We start from the raw sequence: 15,998 nt of genomic DNA on the forward strand, positions 1-15,998 counted from the left end.
CGCGCCCCGGTGGGGCGCGGACCCCTCCGGGCGCCGGAAACGGCGCCCGGATCTCCGACAGGCGACCGCCTGCTCGGATACTGACCCCGGTACCTGATACGGCCGGGGCAGACACCTAGGAGAAGCACCATGCCGAAGCCCACCAAGGGTGCCCGTATGGGCGGCAGCGCCGCGCACGAGAAGCTGATGCTCGCGAACCTCGCGAAGTCGCTCTTCGAGCACGGCCGCATCACCACCACCGAGGCGAAGGCCCGCAAGCTGCGGCCGTACGCCGAGCGTCTGGTCACCAAGGCGAAGAAGGGCGACCTTCACAACCGCCGTCAGGTGCTCCAGGTCATCACGGACAAGAGCATCGTGCACACGCTCTTCACCGAGATCGGCCCGCGCTACGAGAACCGTCCGGGTGGCTACACCCGCATCACCAAGATCGGTAACCGCCGTGGCGACAACGCGCCCATGGCTGTCATCGAGCTGGTCGAGGCTCTGACGGTGGCGCAGGAGGCGACGGGCGAGGCCGAGGCCGCGACCGCGCGCGCGGTCAAGGAAGACGCCCTCAAGAAGGACGAGGCCGCCGAGGCCAAGTCCGACGAGGCCGCCGAGGCTCCCGCCGAGGAGTCGAAGGACGCGTAAGCGTTCCGCCCCTTCAGGGCGTTGGCGGGCCCGTTCCCTTTCACAGGGGACGGGCCCGCCTTTGTGTCGGTGAGAGGATCCTGGGGTGAGTGACGAAGTAGAGGCCGGCCACGTCCGGGTCCGGCTCGATCTGTCGTACGACGGGAGTGAGTTCTCCGGGTGGGCCAAGCAGGCCGGGGGGCGGCGGACCGTGCAGGGGGAGATCGAGGACGCTCTGCGGACCGTGACGCGGTCGCGGGAGACCTACGAGCTGACCGTCGCGGGGCGTACCGATGCGGGCGTGCACGCGCGCGGGCAGGTCGCTCATGTCGACCTGCCGCGTGAGGTGTGGGCCGAGCACCACCAGAAGCTGCTGAAGCGGCTCGCCGGGCGGCTGCCGCGGGATGTCCGGGTCTGGGCCCTCAGGGAGGCGCCCACGGGCTTCAACGCCCGCTTCTCGGCAGTCTGGAGGCGGTACGCGTACCGGGTCACCGACAACCCCGGGGGCGTCGACCCGCTGCTGCGCGGCCATGTGCTGTGGCACGACTGGCCGCTCGACGTGGACGCCATGAACGAGGCGGCCCGGGGGCTGCTGGGCGAGCACGACTTCGCCGCCTACTGCAAGAAGCGGGAGGGCGCGACCACGATCCGCACGCTCCAGGAGCTGAGCCTGGTGCGCGGGGACGACGGGATCATCACCGCCACCGTGCGGGCCGACGCCTTCTGCCACAACATGGTGCGCTCGCTCATCGGGGCGCTGCTGTTCGTCGGGGACGGGCACCGGCCCGCCGACTGGCCGGGGAAGGTGCTGGCGGCCGGCGTACGGGACTCGGCCGTGCACGTCGTACGGCCGCACGGGCTGACGCTGGAGGAGGTCGGCTACCCGGCCGACGAACTGCTCGCCGCGCGCAGCAGGGAGGCGCGGAACAAGCGGTCGCTGCCGTCGGCGGGCTGCTGCTGAGGGCCGGCTATTCGTTGGCCGCGGCCGAGGCCTGGACCTCGCCGCGGCGGCGGATCTGGTCGAACGTGAACTGGGCCAGGTCGTCCCCGATCTTGTAGACCGGGATGTCCTTGGGCGTCACGTCCTTGCCGTTGGTGAAACCGGCGTTGGTGAAGTAGGCGTAGCGGCCGTAGGAGTTGGTGGTCGTGCGGCAGAATCCGGATTCGCAGAAGGGCTTCACGCCGCCGCCGGAGAGCGACTTCACGAAGCTCTTCTTGGTGCTCTGGCCCTTGGCCTTCACGGCCTGCGCCTCGGTGTCGAAGACGGCCACGCCGACCGTCACCGCCATGCCGTCCTTGACGTAGGTGGCGCGTATCAGGCGCGTGCAGTCGTTCGCCGTGAGGATCTTGGGGAGCGTGCCGCCGGCCGCCGAGCCGCAGCTGCGGGTGTCGGCGGTGGGGCCCTTCTTGTACAGCGTCCCGGCCTGGGTCAGCTGGGTGCCCGGGAAGAGGGTGTCCGGGCTGAGCGGGGCCTTGTCCTTCTTCGCGCTGGCGATGAAGTCCTTCGGGTCCAGCGGGGGAGGGGCGCTGGTCGGGGCGAAGGACGGGGCCGAGGCGGTCTGGCTCGGGATGTCGGCCGACGGCAGGGAGGTCGGGTTCCCCTGCTTGTCGTCGCCCGCCGAGACGACGGCGACCGCGACGGCGGTGCCGATCGCGACGGTGGCGAACGCGCCGCCGCCGATCATCAGCAGCCGGCGTCGCTTGTTGCGGGCCTCTGAGGCTTCAGCGAGCGCCGCCCAGTCCGGTGACGGGCCGCCCCCGCTGTTCCAGGGCTGCTGCGACTGCGGTTTCCAGGGATCCCACTGGGACTGAGGTCCCCCCTGCTGCCCAAAGCTCATGGGCCGCATCTTAGACGGGACAAGGGGTGTGCTGGTCCGCCCGGACGGGCTCTCCAGCCCCTAGCGTTCCTCCCATGCGCACGGGCAAAGGCGACATCTCCGGGTGGTTGGGGCGAGTGCTGCCGGCGGTGGTGCTGCTGGGGTGTCTGCTGTCCTGGCCGGCCCTCGCGGCCGGGGTGTGGCCGTCGGTCGTGGTGGGGGCGCTGCGGGCATGCCGTCGTCCGCGCGCGGGCGGATCCGTGGTGCGGTGGTGCGCGGCCCTCGCCGTGGACGTCGCCGTCTCGGCGGTGTTCCCGTACGTACGGCCACTGCGGCGGAGGACGCTGCGGAAGGCTGTCACGCTCTGTGCCGTCCTGTATGTCTCCGTGACCGAGCGGCTCCGGTGATCCCGCGTTTTGACCCTTGTGGTGTACCCCGGTATTCTGCTTGTTCGTTGTGTATTGGCTTGCTCATTCTCACGGGACGGGCCCTTACACCGGTCCACCGGGCCGATGACCAGCGACCCCACGTACGCGGTATGCGTCGCCGCAGTGCGGTCCAGGCTGTCGTGATCGTTTCGGTGACCAGTTATGGACCATTCACTCGAAGCGAAGGCTACGAACCGTGCGTACGTACAGCCCCAAGCCCGGCGATGTGACGCGCCAGTGGCACGTCATCGACGCCCAGGACGTTGTCCTGGGCCGTCTCGCCACCACTGCCGCGACGCTCCTCCGGGGCAAGCACAAGCCGATCTACGCTCCCCACGTCGACGCTGGTGACTTCGTCATCATCATCAACGCGGACAAGGTGCACCTGTCCGGCAACAAGCGGACCCAGAAGATGGCGTACCGCCACTCCGGCTACCCGGGCGGTCTGCGCTCCGTCCGTTACGACGAGCTGCTCGACAAGAACCCCGAGAAGGCCATCGAGAAGGCCGTCAAGGGCATGCTCCCCAAGAACACGCTGGGCCGTCAGATGCTCTCGAAGCTGAAGGTCTACAAGGGTGACCAGCACCCGCACGGCGCGCAGCAGCCGCAGCCGTTCGAGATCACCCAGGTCGCGCAGTAAGTCCGGCCACCCCCAAGACTGAAGAGAATCTGAGGAGCATCGTGGCCGAGACCACTGCCGAGCAGCCGCTCGAAGAGATCGACATCGACAGCTACACCACCGAGTCCGAGGTGCCCGTCGAGGGCGAGTACACCTCGGAGTCCATGGCGTCCCGCTTCGGCGAGCCCCAGCCGGCCGCCGGCCTGGGCCGTCGCAAGAACGCCATCGCCCGCGTCCGGATCGTCCCGGGCACCGGCAAGTGGAAGATCAACGGTCGCACCCTTGAGGACTACTTCCCTAACAAGGTGCACCAGCAGGAAGTCAACGAGCCCTTCAAGGTGCTCGAGCTCGACGACCGCTACGACGTCGTCGCCCGCATCTCCGGTGGCGGTGTCTCCGGTCAGGCCGGTGCGCTCCGTCTGGGTGTCGCCCGTGCGCTGAACGAGGCGGACGTCGACAACAACCGCGGCCCGCTGAAGAAGGCCGGCTTCCTCAAGCGCGACGACCGTGCGGTCGAGCGCAAGAAGGCCGGTCTGAAGAAGGCCCGCAAGGCTCCGCAGTACAGCAAGCGCTAATCGCGTCGCCCGTCCTTGCGACTGGCTTCGCAACGATCGCCCCGGCGGCACGGTTGTGCTGCCGGGGCGGTTTCGTTTACACAACCCCTACAGCCCCCGGACAGTCTCAGGGGGCACTCGGGGATGTGAGCCGCATTCTCTTCAGCAATTTCGGAGGACACCACTGTGGGACGACTCTTCGGCACGGACGGCGTGCGCGGTGTCGCCAACGCGGATCTGACGGCGGAGATGGCCCTGGGCCTCTCCGTGGCCGCGGCACACGTACTGGCCGAGGCGGGCACGTTCGAAGGACACCGGCCGACCGCCGTGGTCGGGCGTGACCCCCGTGCGTCCGGGGAGTTCCTGGAAGCCGCCGTGGTCGCGGGCCTCGCCAGCGCCGGCGTGGACGTCCTGCGGGTGGGCGTGCTGCCGACGCCCGCCGTGGCGTTCCTGACCGGGGAGCTGGGGGCCGACCTCGGTGTGATGCTCTCCGCGAGCCACAACGCCATGCCCGACAACGGCATCAAGTTCTTCGCCCGCGGTGGGCACAAGCTCGCCGACGAGCTGGAGGACCGGATCGAGTCCGTCTACGAGGAGCACCGCACCGGCGCCCCGTGGGACCGGCCGACCGGGGGCGGGGTGGGCCGCGTGCGCGCGTACGAGGAGGGCTCCGAGCGGTACGTCGCGCATCTGCTGAGCGTCCTGCCGAACCGGCTCGACGGGCTGAAGGTCGTCCTCGACGAGGCGCACGGCGCCGCCGCCCGGGTCTCGCCCGAGGTGTTCCAGCGGGCCGGTGCCGAGGTCGTCACGATCGGGGCCGAGCCGGACGGGCTCAACATCAACGACGGGTGCGGTTCGACGCACCTGGACAAGATCAAGGCCGCCGTCGTCGAGCACGGGGCCGATCTCGGCATCGCGCACGACGGTGACGCCGACCGGTGCCTCGCCGTCGACCACACCGGCGCGGAGGTGGACGGGGACCAGATCCTCGCCGTGCTCGCGCTGGCGATGCGGGAGCGCTCCGTGCTGCGGTCCGAGACGGTCGTCGCCACCGTGATGTCGAACCTCGGCTTCAAGCTCGCCATGGAGCGCGAGGGGATCCGGCTGGTGCAGACCGCCGTCGGTGACCGGTACGTGCTGGAGGAGATGAAGGAGCACGGGTTCGCCCTCGGGGGCGAGCAGTCCGGGCACGTGATCATCCTCGACCACGCGACGACCGGCGACGGGACGCTGACCGGGCTGCTGCTGGCCGCTCGGGTGGCTCAGAGCGGGCGGACGCTGGCGGATCTCGCCGGTGTCATGGAGCGGCTGCCGCAGGTGCTGATCAACGTGCCGGATGTCGACAGGACGCGGGTGGGGACGTCCGCGGAGCTGTCGGCGGCCGTTGCGGACGCGGAGCGGGAGCTGGGGCAGACCGGGCGGGTGCTGCTGCGGCCCTCCGGGACGGAGCCGTTGGTCCGGGTGATGGTCGAGGCGGCGGATATCGAGCAGGCTCGGTCTGTGGCGGGGCGGCTGGCCGATGCGGTGAAGTCCGCGCTCGGCTGATGACCCAGTAGGGGGTGAGGGGTTCCGCCGGGGACTGAGTGCGGCTTTCGTCGTGGCTGTTCGCGCAGTTCCCCGCGCCCCTGAGGAAGGTCGCCCTCAGGGCGCGTTCTTGGGCTGCCTGGACCAGAGCCACTTCTGTGCCAGCAGCGTCAGCGTGCCCGCGACGATGATGCCCAAGAGGTTCAGCAGGAGCTGTTCCGTCGAGCCCCAGGTCTGCTTCGTGTCGCCGTAGCTCAGGGCGACGGCCGCGTTCGCGGCGGCCGGGATCGTGGTGACCGAGATGGCCACGCCGACCAGGGCGCCCGACTTGGCCGAGGTCAGGGAGAGCGTGCCGGCGATGCCGGCCAGGACGGCCACGACGAAGGAGAACCAGTCCGGGGCGTAGATGAAGCCCGTGTTCGGGCGGTCGGCCTTGAGCTGCTGCTCGCTGAACAGGTCGACGGCGTCCATGAAGAGGCTGAAGGCGACCGTCACGGCCATCGCCGCCGCGAAGCCCACCAGCAGGGCGATCAGTGAGCGCAGGGCGAGCCGGGGGCGGCGCCGGACGATCGCGGTGCTGAGGCCGGCGAGCGGGCCGAACTCCGGGCCCACGGCCATGGCGCCGACGATCAGGATCGCGTTGTCCAGGACCACGCCACAGGCCGCGATCATCGTGGCGAGCGTGATGAAGGCCAGGTAGGTGACGGAGAGGGTGGACTCCTCGTGCGTCGCGTCGGTCAGCTGCTCCCAGAGGACCGCGTCCGCTCCCTCGCCGGGCGCGTCGGCCTCGGCCCGGTCGGCCCGCTCGGACAGGGACAGGTCTATGGACTCGACGGCGATGGAGCCGGTGGTGTCGATGCCCAGTCCCCGCAGAGCGGCGAGCAGTTCGTCGCCCGCCTCACGCGCGACGTCGCACATCACCACGTCCCCGGCGGGGTCGCGGGCGGCGCCCGGCAGCACGACGAGGTGGGTGGTGCCGACCGTCTTCTCGATCAGCAGGACCACTTCGTCGGTCCGGTCGGACGGTGTGATCACGCGCAGGTGGAGCATGGCGCCCATCTGACCCGCCTTTCCCCGGTCGTCACAGTTTGCGCAGGCTGAGCCGCTGCACCGTGTGGTCCGGGCCCTTGCGCAGGACGAGGGTGGCACGGCCGCGGGTCGGGGCGATGTTCTCCACCAGGTTGGGCCGGTTGATGGTGCGCCACATCGTCCGGGCGTAGTCGAGGGCCTCCTCCTCCGAGACCTGCGTGTACTTGCGGAAGTACGAGGAGGGGTTCTGGAAGGCGGTCGCGCGCAGCTTGCGGAAGCGGTTGAGGTACCAGGTCTCGATGTCCTCGACGCGGGCGTCGACGTACACGCTGAAGTCGAAGTAGTCGGCGAGACCGACGCGGGTGCGGCCGTCCTTGCCGGGCAGGGCCGGCTGGAGGACGTTCAGGCCCTCGACGATCAGGATGTCGGGGCGGCGGACCGTGAGCCGCTTGTCGGGGACGATGTCGTAGATGAGGTGGGAGTAGACGGGGGCCGTGACCTCGTCCTTGCCGGCTTTGATGTCGGCGACGAAGCGGGTGAGGGCGCGGCGGTCGTACGACTCCGGGAAGCCCTTGCGGGACATCAGGCCGCGGGACTGGAGCTCCTGGGTGGGCAGGAGGAAGCCGTCGGTGGTGACCAGCTCGACGCGCGGGTGCTCGGGCCAGCGCGAGAGCAGGGCCTGGAGGAGGCGCGCGACCGTCGACTTGCCGACGGCGACCGACCCGGCCACGCCTATGACGAACGGGGTGCCCGACTGGGAGCCCTGTTCGCCCAGGAACGTGTTCAGCGCGCCTCTGAGGCCGTCGGTGGCACCGACGTAGAGATTGAGGAGGCGGGACAGCGGGAGGTAGATGTCCCGCACCTCGTCGAGGTCGATCACGTCGCCGAGACCGCGCAGCTTCTCGACCTCCTCGGCCGTCAGCGGCAGCGGCGTCTTGTCACGCAGCGCGCTCCACTCGGTTCGGGTGAGGTCGACGTAGGGAGTCGCCTCCGGGCGGGGCCGGTGGGCGCTCCGGGGCATCGAGGAGACCGGAGAGATCACAGTCCATTGTTACGGGCGTACGAACGGATGGTGAGGTGGGATCCGTCACGCGAGGTGTTCGCCCCGCTTCCTCCTGAGAAAGGGCGATGCGGGAGGAATGTCAATGGTGTGCGTCACAGTTGTGGGAGAGGTGGGCTCGGTCCGGGGTCCACGAACGCCTGGGGGTACCCATGACGTATGCGATAGAGGCGGAAGGCCTGGTCAAGCGGTTCAAGGACACCGAGGCGCTGGCCGGCGTCGACCTGGCGGCCCGCAAGGGCACGGTGCTCGGGCTGCTGGGCCCCAACGGTGCGGGGAAGACGACCGCGGTGCGGATCTTCGCGACACTGCTGCGTCCGGACCGGGGCAGGGCCCGGGTGGCCGGCCACGACGTGGTCCGGGAGGCCGGGGTCGTACGCTCCCTCGTCGGGCTGACCGGGCAGTACGCGGCGGTCGACGAGAACCTGACCGGCACGGAGAACCTGCTGCTCATCGGCCGGCTGCTGGGCCTGCCGAGGCGGGAGGCGAAGGCGCGGGCCGGTGAACTGCTGGAGCGGTTCCAGCTGACGCACGCGGCCGGGCGGGCCGCGAAGACCTTCTCGGGCGGCATGCGCAGGCGCCTGGACCTCGCGGCCAGCCTCGTCGGCCATCCCAGCATCCTCTTCCTCGACGAGCCGACCACGGGCCTTGATCCACACAGCCGTGGTGAGTTGTGGGACACGCTGCGCGGCCTCGTCGCGGACGGCGCGACCGCCCTGCTGACCACGCAGTATCTGAACGAGGCCGATGTCCTCGCCGACGACATCGTGGTGATCGACAAGGGCCGCGTGATCGCCGAGGGCACGCCGGACCAGTTGAAGGCGCAGGTCGGCGGCCAGGTGCTGGAGCTCAGGCCGATCGCCGGGCAGGACCTCGCGCGGGCGCACGCGCTGGTGGCCGGGGCCGCGGGGCCTGAGGCCCGGATCGAGGGCGAGACGGTCACCGCGCCGGTGAAGGACCCCGAGCTGATGCCGGCCGTCGTGCGCGCGCTGGACCGGGAGGGCATCGCGGTCGGGGAGCTGGCCCTGCGCCGCTCCTCGCTCGACGAGGTCTTCCTCTCCCTGACCGGCCACCGCGCCGAGCCGGGCGAGGCCGAGGAGGACGGCGGTGCGGCCGTCCGGGAGGACGAGGAACTGGAGAAGGCGGTGAGCCGGTCATGACCGCCACCACTCTCACCGCACCGGTCACCGCGTCGGGCCGGGTGCCGCCCCTCGCCGGGCTGCGGCAGACCTTCACGATGGCCTGGCGCAGCCTGGTCGCCGTCAAGCACAACCCGCTCGAACTGGTCGACTACAGCATCACGCCGATCATGTTCGTGTTCCTGTTCACCTACGTGCTGGGCGGGCAGATGGCCGGGTCGCCCGACGCGTACCTGAAGTACGCGCTGCCCGGGATCATCGTGCAGAACACCCTGTTCATGACGATGTACACGGCGATGGCACTCAACACCGACCTCACCAAGGGCGTCTTCGACCGGCTGCGCAGCCTGCCCATCGCCCGCTCCGCCCCGCTCATCGGCCGGATCACCGCGGACCTCGCGAAGCACCTGTGGGCGCTGCTGCTGATGATCGGCCTCGGCCTGGCGCTCGGCTTCCGCATCACCGGCGGTTTCGGCGGCTTCCTGCTCGGCGCGCTGCTGGTGGTGGTGTTCGCCGCGGCCGTCTCCTGGAGCGCGGTGCTGATCGGGATGCTGGCCGGCGACGCCGAGAAGGTCCAGGCGTTCGCCTTCACGCTCATCTTCCCGATCACCTTCACCAGCAGCGCGTTCGTCGTCGTCGACACGATGCCCGGCTGGCTCCAGGCGTGGAGCGACGTCAATCCGGTGACCCACCTGTCGGATGCGTTCCGGGGGCTGCTGCTGGGCGGGGCGGTGGCGGAGCCGGTGCTGTGGTCGTTGGTGTGGGCGGCGGGCATCGCCCTGGTGTTCTACCCGCTGGCCATGCGTGCCTACCGGGCGAAGGTCTGAGGCGCCGTCGCAGGGGCCACGGAAGGCTGCATTATTTCCGATTCCGGGCAGGCTGAAGGGGTTTCCCGGGGGTGTCGGCCCGTAGGCTGCGCCTCATGTGCGGAATCGTGGGATACGTGGGGCCGCAGTCGGCGCTCGATGTGGTGATGGCCGGGCTGAAGCGGCTGGAGTACCGGGGGTACGACTCGGCGGGTGTCGCCGTCCTGGCCGACGGCGGGCTGGCGGCGGCGAAGAAGGCCGGCAAGCTCCTCAATCTGGAGAAGGAACTGGACGGCAGGCCGCTGCCGGCCGGCACCACGGGCATCGGGCACACCCGTTGGGCCACGCACGGCGGGCCGACCGACACCAACGCCCACCCGCACATCGACAACGCGGGACGGGTCGCGGTGGTGCACAACGGCATCATCGAGAACTTCGCCGAGCTGCGGGCCGAACTGGCGGAGCGCGGCCACGAGCTGGCGTCCGAGACGGACACCGAGGTCGTCGCGCATCTGCTCGCCGAGGAGTTCTCCTCCTGCGCGGATCTCGCCGAGGCCATGCGCCTGGTGTGCCGGCGGCTGGAGGGCGCTTTCACGCTGGTCGCGGTGCACGCCGACGAGCCGGACGTGGTGGTGGGCGCCCGGCGGAACTCACCGCTGGTGGTCGGCGCCGGTGAGGGCGAGGCCTTCCTCGCCTCGGACGTCGCCGCCTTCATCGCCCACACGCGGTCGGCGATCGAGCTCGGCCAGGACCAGGTGGTGGAGCTGCGCCGGGACGGCGTGACGGTGACCGGCTTCGACGGCCGCCCCGCCGACGTCCGCTCGTACCACGTCGACTGGGACGCGTCGGCCGCCGAGAAGGGCGGCTACGACTACTTCATGCTCAAGGAGATCGCCGAGCAGCCCAAGGCGGTCGCCGACACCCTGCTGGGCCGGATCGACGGGTCCGGTTCGCTGACCCTGGACGAGGTGCGGATCCCTCCGGGGGTGCTGCGGGAGATCGACAAGGTCGTCATCGTCGCGTGCGGCACGGCCTTCCACGCCGGGATGATCGCCAAGTACGCCATCGAACACTGGACGCGGCTGCCCTGTGAGGTGGAGCTGGCGAGCGAGTTCCGCTACCGGGACCCGATCCTGGACGCGCAGACGCTCGTCATCGCCATCTCCCAGTCCGGCGAGACCATGGACACGCTGATGGCGCTGCGGCACGCCCGCGAGCAGGGCTCCAAGGTGCTGGCGATCTGCAACACCAACGGTTCGACGATCCCGCGCGAGTCGGACGCGGTGCTGTACACGCACGCCGGGCCGGAGGTGGCCGTCGCCTCGACCAAGGCGTTCCTCACGCAGCTCGTGGCGTGCTACCTGGTCGCGCTGTACCTGGGCCAGGTGCGGGGCACGAAGTGGGGTGACGAGATCAGGGCGGTGATCCGCGACCTGTCCTCGATCGCCGGTGCGGTGGAGCGGGTGCTGGGCACGATGGAGCCGGTGCGGGAGCTGGCACGCACGCTGGCCTCGAAGAAGACGGTGCTGTTCCTCGGGCGGCACGTGGGGTATCCGGTGGCGCTCGAAGGCGCGCTGAAGCTCAAGGAGCTCGCCTACATGCACGCGGAGGGGTTCGCGGCCGGGGAGCTGAAGCACGGGCCGATCGCCCTGATCGAGGAGGACCTGCCGGTGGTCGTGGTGGTGCCGTCGCCGCGTGGGCGCTCGGTGCTGCACGACAAGATCGTGTCCAACATCCAGGAGATCCGGGCGCGGGGTGCCCGGACCATCGTGATCGCGGAGGAGGGCGACGAGGCGGTTGTGCCGTACGCGGACCATCTGGTCCGGATTCCCGCCACGCCGACCCTGTTGCAGCCGCTCGTCGCGACGGTGCCGCTGCAGGTGTTCGCGTGCGAGCTGGCGACGGCCCGGGGGAACGAGGTGGACCAGCCGCGGAACCTGGCCAAGTCGGTGACGGTGGAGTGAGAAGGGGCGAACGGCTGTCTTCCGTTCGCCCCTCGCCGGCCGGACAGGCCGTCAGGTGCTCGGCTCGGATGGGCAGGCAGGTCGCCGGGACCCAGCCTTCCTTGCTGGTGCTGTCGGGGCCGCCGAAGTACCACTTGTCGCTCGTCTTGCCGCAGGCCGTGTAGCGGCCGCCCGTGGCGGGCTTGCGGTCGTCGAAGCAGACACCGCCCGCCTTGCCCTTGCCCCAGGTGCCGAGCGCCGTGGAGCTCGTCTTGGGCCGGCTGCGGAGGTTGACGGTCTCCTTGGGCTTCACGTTGGTCAGCGCGCTGCTGCAGTCCGGCTTCGTCGCCGCGGCGGCGGTGCCGGCGGTGGCGACGGTGCCGGTGAGGGCCGAGGCGGAGAGGGCCATTGCGGCGGCCGCGGTCCCCAGCGACTTGTACTTCATGGTGTCCTGCCGTTTGCGTGCGATGCCGTTTGCTCATCGCGGTCGGCGCGAACTCTGTAGCGGCCAGGTGAAGTTGAGGATCATGGGGTGTCCTGGGCGGCGCATCGGACGCCGTTCCCGCCGGATCCCGCCCGTCACCGTAGGGTGCTGCCCATGAGCATCATCGGGGTCGGCATCGACGTTGCCGAGATCGAGCGGTTCGCGGCTTCACTGGAGCGTACGCCCGCGCTGGCCGGACGGCTGTTCGTGGAGCGGGAGTTGCTGCTGCCCAGCGGGGAGCGGCGGGGGGTCGCCTCGCTCGCCGCGCGGTTCGCGGCCAAGGAGGCCCTGGCCAAGGCGCTCGGCGCTCCGCCCGGGCTGCTCTGGACCGACGCCGAGGTGTGTGTCGAGGACAGCGGGCAGCCCCGGCTGCGGGTGACCGGGACGGTCGCCGCGCGGGCCGCCGAACTCGGCGTGCGGACCTGGCACGTGTCGCTGAGTCACGACGCGGGCGTCGCCTCGGCCGTGGTCATCGCCGAGGCGTGAGGCCACCTCCCCGAGGCCTCCCGGAGGGTGTCCGCAATTCCTAGGCCAGGCCCCAGAGCAGCGTGATCGTGCCGATGAAGCCCGTCGCGCCCAGGGTCATGCCGGCTGCCGCCGACCACACCCGGCCCGTTCCCCTGCGGGCGTAGTGGAGGCCCATGGCTCCGAAGGTCACCGCCAGCGCTCCGGCCAGTACCGTCCACGGGAACAGCAACGCCCAGGTGCCCAGGGCCGAGAAGACGCCGAGGACCAGGGCCGTGGGGCCCAGGGCGGTGGCGGGGCTGTCCTTTTCTCCGGGTGCTGCCGAGCTGGTCATGTCTCGTCGATCCCCCTTTTTGAACGAGTTCAAAACACGGCTCGATCATACGCCTCGGGAGGGGCGGCGGCCCGGGGGAGGGCCCCGAAGCCCCCGCCGAGTGGGGTGGCGAGGGCTTCGGGGAGCAGGATCAGCAGATCGACTGGCCGGTGTTCACCCGCGTGATGTTGCGGAACGTCGTGTTCTCGCCGCACGGGCTCTCCCTGATGGCCGAGTTGGTGACCGTCAGGTTCTGGATGGTGATGTCCTTGTTGTTGGCGAACTCCGAGCGGGCCGCCAGGCGCAGTTCGCCGCCGCCCGTGATCGTGCCGCTCTGCGCCGCGAGGCTGACGTTGTAGCAGTTCTCGATCAGGACCGAGTTGTTGCCGGTATTGGAGAGCGTCACCTTGTCGATGACGGCCCCGCCGCTCTCCGAGACGCAGAACACGCCGCGTCCACCACCCCGGGCGACGACCTCGCCGACGCGGATGTTGGTGGGGTAGCCGCTGCCGATCCGGCCGTTGCGGTTGGCCATGCGGAAGGCGGCGTAGCCGGTGCCCGTGCCGGCGTTCTCCGCGTCCACCTTGGTGACCCTGGCGTTGATGGTCTGATTGAGCAGCAGGCCCGACTCGCCGACGTTGCGGGCGGTCACCGTGCCGATGGTGATGCCGTCGACGCCGTAGGTCTCGACCGCGTGGCTGGACGCGCCGGAGACGTAGACGTTGTCGATGCGGACGTTGCGGGTCCACTGGCTGGTGTCGCCGCGGTTGTCGATGCGGACGCCCAGGCCGCGGGAGAGGCGCATGTCGATCTGGCCGAGCACCACGTTCTGGACGTTGCGCAGGAAGATGCCGTACAGCGGGGTGCCGGTGAGCTTGAGGTTCTGGACCTCGACGTCGCGGGTGCCGCGCGAGTAGACCGGCGCCTGGTCGCCCGAGCCGCTGCCGGTGACGTTGATCGTGCCGCAGACGTCGAGGACGGTGAAGCTCGGCAGGGAGATGCGGGAGCCCGCCGGGATCGAGCCCGAGCCGCGCACCACGACCCGTTCCTTCGCGGTGCGCCCGGCGGTGAGGCTGTTGACGGCCGCCTGGACGGCCGCGCGCATGTCGGTGCCGGTGTAGACCGTGCTGCCGCCGCGCCGGGCGGTCCAGTTGCCGCCGCTCTGCACGGCCTCGGCCTGGTAGGAGCCGTCCCCGCAGGCCAGTGCGCGCGTGGGGGCGGCCATGGCGGGGGCGGTCAGGGTGCCGGCGGCGGTGAGGAGGGCGGTGGCACCGGCGGCGGCCAGTAATGCGGCTCTGCGTCCCATGGGGGCCTCGGTTTCGTCGAACGTGGGGGTGCGTGCAAGCGCTTTCTGCGCGGCCGGGAGTCTGGCAAAGGGGCAGCAGAGCGTCAATGGATGCGACACGGTTCGCAGCGGGCCGGCCGGGCGGGGAGGGGCGTGTGAGGGGGAGTGGCCCGGCGGTCGTACGGGAAACTCGACCGCATGCGTACTGCGTACAACGTGGAGACGGTCCGGACCGCCGAACGGGAGCTGATGGCGCGGCTGCCGGAGGGGGCGCTGATGCAACGCGCCGCCGCCGGGCTCGCCGCGGCCTGCGCCGATCTGCTGGGGCGGGTGTACGGCAGCAGGGTTGTGCTGCTCGTCGGCAGCGGCGACAACGGAGGTGACGCCCTGTACGCCGGGGCCCGGCTGGCCCGTCGGGGGGCCGGGGTCACGGCGGTGCTGCTCGCGCCGGAGCGGACGCACGCGGCGGGGCTCGCGGCGTTGCGGCGGGCCGGGGGGCGGGTCGCCGGGGCCGGTGCGGGCGAGGCGCTCGTGGAGGGCGCGGACCTCGTCCTCGACGGGATCGTCGGCATCGGCGGGAAGGGCGGACTGCGGCCGGACGCCGTGCCGTTGGCCGCTGCCGCCGGGCGGTCGTGGGGGGCCGTCGTCGCGGTCGATCTGCCGAGCGGTGTCGACGCCGACACCGGGGAGGTGCACGGGGCCGCCGTGCAGGCCGATCTGACCGTGACGTTCGGGACGCACAAGCCGGGACTCCTGATCGATCCCGCCCGGCAGTACGCGGGGTCGGTACGGCTGGTCGACATCGGGCTGGAACTGCCGGCCGAGCCGGAGCTGGAGGCGTTGCAGCACGAGGACGTGGCCCGGCTGCTGCCGGTGCCCCGGGCGGAGAGCGACAAGTACCGGCGCGGCGTGGTCGGGATCGCCGCCGGGTCGGCGCGGTACCCGGGGGCCGCTGTGCTGGCCGTGTCGGGTGCGCTGCGGGGTGGGGCCGGGGCCGTGCGGTACGTCGGACCGGCCGGGGACGCCGTCATCGCGCGGTTTCCCGAGACGCTCGTGTCGGACCAGGGGCCGAAGCAGGCCGGCCGGGTGCAGGCCTGGGTCGTCGGGCCGGGGGCCGGGGACGACGCGGTGACGGTCGCGGAGGTGCTGGCGGCGGACGTGCCGGTGCTGATCGACGCGGACGGGCTGCGGCTGGCGGACGCGGAGGTCGTGCGGGGGCGGCGGGCGCCGACGCTGATGACGCCCCATGCGGGGGAGGCGGCGGCGCTGCTGGGAGTGGAGCGGGGGGTGGTCGAGGGCGGTCGGCTGGCGGCGGCGCGGGAGCTGGCGCGGCGGTACGGGGCGACCGTCCTGCTGAAGGGGTCCACGACGCTGGTGGCCGACTCGGGGGGCGGGGCGGTGCGGGTGAATCCGACGGGGACGGGGTGGCTGGCCACGGCCGGGAGCGGGGACGTGCTGTCCGGGCTGGGCGGGTCGTTGCTGGCGGCGGGGTTGTCGGCGGTGGACGCGGGGAGTGTCGGGGCGTATCTGCATGGGCTGGCCGGGCGGTTGGCGGCGGAGGGGGCGCCGGTGGGAGCGCATGACGTGGCCGACGCGGTTCCGGAGGCTTGGCGGAATGTTCTGGGGTGAGGGGTGAGGGGTGGGGGCGAGAGGTGAAGGGTGCAGGTGAGGGCTGAGAGCTGAGGGTGCAGGTGAGGGCTGAGGGCTGATTTTCGGGGGCGAGTTGGTGGGGGCGCTGTGCCTTGACGGGCTGGTGGGTGCGGCTCGTGCGTCCGGGTGACTTCCGCCGCGCGGTGACCCCGGCCCGGGTCGCGGCCCGGGTTTGGCTGGGCGCATGACCCGCAGACGTACCGCCGGGCGTGCCCTCGCCCTGCTGCTCGCCGTTGTCGCCGTGCTGCCCGTCGGTGCCGCCGGGGCCGCTCC

General features: G+C 71.1%; 16 protein-coding genes. 11 read left to right on the plus strand and 5 right to left on the minus strand.

All coding sequences use genetic code 11. The features are described from left to right. The first annotated feature begins 129 nt into the window (after positions 1–129). Both rplQ and truA read left to right on the plus strand, forming a co-directional pair. Positions 130–630 (plus strand): 50S ribosomal protein L17, encoded by a 501-nt coding sequence (gene rplQ, locus A4E84_RS24400; protein WP_062928594.1) that lies wholly within the window; start codon positions 130–132, stop codon positions 628–630. A gap of 85 nt (positions 631–715) precedes the next feature. Next, positions 716–1,570: a tRNA pseudouridine(38-40) synthase TruA gene (truA, locus tag A4E84_RS24405; protein ID WP_062928595.1), complete on the plus strand. Its 855-nt coding sequence runs from the start codon at positions 716–718 to the stop codon at positions 1,568–1,570. Between the two features lie 7 nt (positions 1,571–1,577). Here truA and A4E84_RS24410 read toward each other — a convergent pair whose 3' ends face one another. Continuing rightward, positions 1,578–2,447: a hypothetical protein gene (locus A4E84_RS24410; protein WP_062928596.1), complete on the minus strand. Its 870-nt coding sequence runs from the start codon at positions 2,445–2,447 to the stop codon at positions 1,578–1,580. A 74-nt stretch (positions 2,448–2,521) separates the two neighbouring features. Here A4E84_RS24410 and A4E84_RS24415 point away from each other — a divergent pair, with 74 nt between their 5' ends. The 4 genes from A4E84_RS24415 to glmM all read left to right on the plus strand — a co-directional run bounded on the left by A4E84_RS24415 (position 2,522) and on the right by glmM (position 5,572). After that, positions 2,522–2,833, plus strand: a complete 312-nt coding sequence (locus A4E84_RS24415) for a hypothetical protein (RefSeq protein WP_062928597.1) — start codon at positions 2,522–2,524, stop codon at positions 2,831–2,833. 217 nt (positions 2,834–3,050) lie between these two features. Next, positions 3,051–3,494 carry a 50S ribosomal protein L13 gene (rplM, locus tag A4E84_RS24420; protein WP_033308956.1) on the plus strand — a complete coding sequence of 148 codons (444 nt, stop codon included), beginning with the start codon at positions 3,051–3,053 and terminating at the stop codon, positions 3,492–3,494. Positions 3,495–3,535: 41 nt separating this feature from the next. Then, a complete protein-coding gene (rpsI, locus tag A4E84_RS24425) occupies positions 3,536–4,048 on the plus strand; it encodes a 30S ribosomal protein S9 (protein ID WP_062928598.1) in 513 nt (170 codons plus the stop codon). A gap of 165 nt (positions 4,049–4,213) precedes the next feature. Next, on the plus strand, positions 4,214–5,572 hold the full coding sequence (gene glmM / locus A4E84_RS24430; RefSeq protein ID WP_062928599.1) for a phosphoglucosamine mutase: 1,359 nt from the start codon (positions 4,214–4,216) through the stop codon (positions 5,570–5,572). A 96-nt stretch (positions 5,573–5,668) separates the two neighbouring features. Here glmM and A4E84_RS24435 read toward each other — a convergent pair whose 3' ends face one another. Then, positions 5,669–6,601 carry a DUF389 domain-containing protein gene (locus A4E84_RS24435; protein WP_062931589.1) on the minus strand — a complete coding sequence of 311 codons (933 nt, stop codon included), beginning with the start codon at positions 6,599–6,601 and terminating at the stop codon, positions 5,669–5,671. A 31-nt stretch (positions 6,602–6,632) separates the two neighbouring features. Further along, the gene (gene coaA / locus A4E84_RS24440; protein ID WP_062928600.1) at positions 6,633–7,601 is read right to left on the minus strand and encodes a type I pantothenate kinase; all 969 of its coding nucleotides are present in this window, start codon (positions 7,599–7,601) and stop codon (positions 6,633–6,635) included. A 191-nt stretch (positions 7,602–7,792) separates the two neighbouring features. Here coaA and A4E84_RS24445 point away from each other — a divergent pair, with 191 nt between their 5' ends. The 4 genes from A4E84_RS24445 to A4E84_RS24465 all read left to right on the plus strand — a co-directional run bounded on the left by A4E84_RS24445 (position 7,793) and on the right by A4E84_RS24465 (position 12,498). Continuing rightward, positions 7,793–8,800 carry an ATP-binding cassette domain-containing protein gene (locus A4E84_RS24445; protein WP_062928601.1) on the plus strand — a complete coding sequence of 336 codons (1,008 nt, stop codon included), beginning with the start codon at positions 7,793–7,795 and terminating at the stop codon, positions 8,798–8,800. Continuing rightward, the gene (locus A4E84_RS24450) at positions 8,797–9,606 is read left to right on the plus strand and encodes an ABC transporter permease (protein ID WP_062928602.1); all 810 of its coding nucleotides are present in this window, start codon (positions 8,797–8,799) and stop codon (positions 9,604–9,606) included. Before A4E84_RS24445 ends, A4E84_RS24450 begins: the two co-directional genes overlap by 4 nt. Positions 9,607–9,701: 95 nt before the next feature. Continuing rightward, positions 9,702–11,549, plus strand: coding sequence for a glutamine--fructose-6-phosphate transaminase (isomerizing) (glmS, locus tag A4E84_RS24455; RefSeq protein WP_062928603.1), 1,848 nt, complete (start codon positions 9,702–9,704; stop codon positions 11,547–11,549). Positions 11,550–12,126: 577 nt separating this feature from the next. Continuing rightward, positions 12,127–12,498 carry a holo-ACP synthase gene (locus tag A4E84_RS24465; RefSeq protein WP_062928605.1) on the plus strand — a complete coding sequence of 124 codons (372 nt, stop codon included), beginning with the start codon at positions 12,127–12,129 and terminating at the stop codon, positions 12,496–12,498. Between the two features lie 40 nt (positions 12,499–12,538). Here A4E84_RS24465 and A4E84_RS24470 read toward each other — a convergent pair whose 3' ends face one another. Both A4E84_RS24470 and A4E84_RS24475 read right to left on the minus strand, forming a co-directional pair. Continuing rightward, positions 12,539–12,811, minus strand: coding sequence for a hypothetical protein (locus A4E84_RS24470; protein WP_062928606.1), 273 nt, complete (start codon positions 12,809–12,811; stop codon positions 12,539–12,541). A gap of 130 nt (positions 12,812–12,941) precedes the next feature. Beyond that, positions 12,942–14,096, minus strand: coding sequence for a hypothetical protein (locus tag A4E84_RS24475; protein WP_062928607.1), 1,155 nt, complete (start codon positions 14,094–14,096; stop codon positions 12,942–12,944). Positions 14,097–14,273: 177 nt separating this feature from the next. Between A4E84_RS24475 and A4E84_RS24480 the strand changes: the two genes are divergently transcribed. Next, positions 14,274–15,704: a bifunctional ADP-dependent NAD(P)H-hydrate dehydratase/NAD(P)H-hydrate epimerase gene (locus A4E84_RS24480; RefSeq protein ID WP_062931590.1), complete on the plus strand. Its 1,431-nt coding sequence runs from the start codon at positions 14,274–14,276 to the stop codon at positions 15,702–15,704. The last annotated feature ends 294 nt before the right edge of the window (positions 15,705–15,998 follow it).

The organism is Streptomyces qaidamensis (assembly GCF_001611795.1).
Taxonomy (GTDB): domain Bacteria; phylum Actinomycetota; class Actinomycetes; order Streptomycetales; family Streptomycetaceae; genus Streptomyces; species Streptomyces qaidamensis.

Excerpts from the sequence above, each read along its gene's own strand:
- A4E84_RS24450 (WP_062928602.1), top strand. The coding sequence starts at position 8,797 with ATGACCGCCACCACTCTCACCGCACCGGTCACCGCGTCGGGCCGGGTG.
- A4E84_RS24465 (WP_062928605.1), top strand. The coding sequence starts at position 12,127 with ATGAGCATCATCGGGGTCGGCATCGACGTTGCCGAGATCGAGCGGTTC.
- A4E84_RS24470 (WP_062928606.1), bottom strand. The coding sequence starts at position 12,811 with ATGACCAGCTCGGCAGCACCCGGAGAAAAGGACAGCCCCGCCACCGCC.
- A4E84_RS24410 (WP_062928596.1), bottom strand. The coding sequence starts at position 2,447 with ATGAGCTTTGGGCAGCAGGGGGGACCTCAGTCCCAGTGGGATCCCTGG.
- rplQ (WP_062928594.1), top strand. The coding sequence starts at position 130 with ATGCCGAAGCCCACCAAGGGTGCCCGTATGGGCGGCAGCGCCGCGCAC.
- coaA (WP_062928600.1), bottom strand. The coding sequence starts at position 7,601 with ATGCCCCGGAGCGCCCACCGGCCCCGCCCGGAGGCGACTCCCTACGTC.
- A4E84_RS24475 (WP_062928607.1), bottom strand. The coding sequence starts at position 14,096 with ATGGGACGCAGAGCCGCATTACTGGCCGCCGCCGGTGCCACCGCCCTC.
- A4E84_RS24435 (WP_062931589.1), bottom strand. The coding sequence starts at position 6,601 with ATGCTCCACCTGCGCGTGATCACACCGTCCGACCGGACCGACGAAGTG.
- A4E84_RS24415 (WP_062928597.1), top strand. The coding sequence starts at position 2,522 with ATGCGCACGGGCAAAGGCGACATCTCCGGGTGGTTGGGGCGAGTGCTG.
- A4E84_RS24480 (WP_062931590.1), top strand. The coding sequence starts at position 14,274 with ATGCGTACTGCGTACAACGTGGAGACGGTCCGGACCGCCGAACGGGAG.
- glmS (WP_062928603.1), top strand. The coding sequence starts at position 9,702 with ATGTGCGGAATCGTGGGATACGTGGGGCCGCAGTCGGCGCTCGATGTG.
- A4E84_RS24445 (WP_062928601.1), top strand. The coding sequence starts at position 7,793 with ATGACGTATGCGATAGAGGCGGAAGGCCTGGTCAAGCGGTTCAAGGAC.